The sequence below is a fragment of the Microcystis sp. M53603_WE2 genome (assembly GCF_030065435.1).
Genome location: NZ_JASJFF010000146.1, coordinates 1 through 1,887, shown reverse-complemented (window position 1 = coordinate 1,887; position 1,887 = coordinate 1). Strand labels below are relative to the sequence as shown.

Genomic DNA, 1,887 nt, shown 5'->3' with positions numbered 1-1,887 from the left:
CCGAACTAGGGAAGTATTCGGAGGTCTGTGCCAGATTGTGTCTCGATGCGGTAGTCTCTACTTGCGTCGCCTAAATTGGTTTAGGCAAGCCCCGTCCCTTTTAGGGCGGGGTTAGTGACAATTATCCCTTGCTAGGCTAGGCTAAGGGCATTATAATCCCTGTCCCCCTCGATCGACTACAAAAGATAGCTTCGCACCGCTGCCACTAGCCTTTCTGTCCAAAAATTGGCTAATTCTAGGGTTTCTGCTTCCACCATCACCCGAATTAAGGGTTCTGTCCCGGAAGCGCGCACCAAAATTCTGCCTTTTTCTGCCATAGCTGTCTCAGCTTTGCGGATTTCTCGCCGCAAAGGTTCACATTGCTGCCAATTACGTCGCACTTCTCTATCTTCCACCCGCACATTGCGTAAAATCTGCGGATAGGTGACAAAGCTATGATCGACTAAGTTAGCCAAGGAAACCGCCGATTTCTGCACTAAAGCCGCTAAATGTAGGGCGGTTTGCATTCCATCCCCAGAAACCCCGTAATGATGGCAGAGAATATGACCGGATTGTTCACCCCCTAGCATGGCTCCAGTTTCCCACATTTGCGCCTGAACGTGCTGATCGCCCACGGCAGTCCGCAAGAATTGACCCCCCAGTTTTTGCCAAGCGCGTTCAAAACCTAAATTAGCCATCACCGTTGCTACTAATAACCCATCGGGTAGCTGTCCGGCTTCTAAGAGGGAACGACCCCAAAAATAGAGGATATAATCGCCATCTACTACTCTACCTTGACTATCCACGGCCAGGACTCGATCGGCATCGCCATCGAAGGCAAACCCTAAATCCGCTTGCTGATTAATCACCGCCGCCTGTAAGCTTTCTAAATGGGTAGAACCACAATTAACGTTAATGCGATCGCCGTCGGCTCGATCGTGTAGGCAGATAACTTCCGCCCCCAAGGTTTGGAATACTAAAGGTGCTAGGTTAACGGCTGCCCCCCAAGCCAGATCCAAAACTATTTTTAATCCCGATAGGTTAATATCCCTCCCGACGGAATCAATGACAGCTTGATAATATTTTTGGATTAATTCGGGACAAAAAGTCGCTTTTCCCCAATTTTCTGGTTTATCTGCTAATTCTAAATTGCCTCTTAAACCCGCTTCTATCTGTGCCGCTAAAGTGCCAGATAATTTTAAACCGCTGCTGTCAAAAAATTTAATGCCGTTATCTTCGGGAGGATTATGACTGGCAGAAATCATGATCCCCCCCATCGCTTCGCTTTCTCTGGTTAAATAGGCGACGCAGGGAGTGGGACATAATCCCAGTTGCCAGACTTCTATTCCCGCCCAAGTTAAACCCGCAGTGATAGCATTGGCTAACATATCACTGGAATTACGGGAATCTTGACCGATAATTACTGGTTTGGTGACACCAGCTTGATTTTTTAATACCTGTCCTGCCCAAAATCCGATTTGTAGCGCTAGGGGGGCAGTTAATAATTCTCCCACTTGGCCGCGAATTCCGTCCGTGCCAAACAGGGGTGATGGCGGTAATTCGATTAAACCCCCTAAGGATAACAGGGGATGCGATCGAGCTTTTTGCCCATTTTGATACGATAGAGACGCTACCATGGCCGATTCCTTTCCTCACACAACACACTCAGAGGATAACATGATCACCGATTTTTTGAAATCAATGTTCCCAGTTGACCCCAATCCTCCTCCCGGAGTTCCTTACATCTAGTGTGGAGTGGTGGGGTTTGGGGTGTAGGGTGTGGGGTTTGGGGTGTGGGGTTTGGGGTGTAGGGTGTGGGGTGTGGGGTGTGGGGAAATGGGGTGGTGGGTGTAGGGTGTGGGGTGTGGGGTGTGGGGTGTAGGGTGTAGGGTGTGGTGCGATTCGTTG

Annotated in this window: 2 protein-coding genes; both read right to left on the bottom strand. The window is 49.3% G+C overall.

The annotated features are described in order from the left end of the window. Nucleotides 1–176: 176 nt before the first annotated feature. Nucleotides 177–1,616, bottom strand: coding sequence for a phosphoglucosamine mutase (glmM, locus tag PX481_RS03390; protein WP_288024735.1), 1,440 nt, complete (start codon nucleotides 1,614–1,616; stop codon nucleotides 177–179). A 44-nt stretch (nucleotides 1,617–1,660) separates the two neighbouring features. Next, nucleotides 1,661–1,887 (bottom strand): hypothetical protein (locus PX481_RS03385; protein WP_288093671.1); only part of this gene is annotated, 227 nt, incomplete at its 5' end.

Bases quoted from the DNA above. Each gene is read 5' to 3' on its own strand.
- glmM (WP_288024735.1), bottom strand. From the start codon at position 1,616: ATGGTAGCGTCTCTATCGTATCAAAATGGGCAAAAAGCTCGATCGCAT.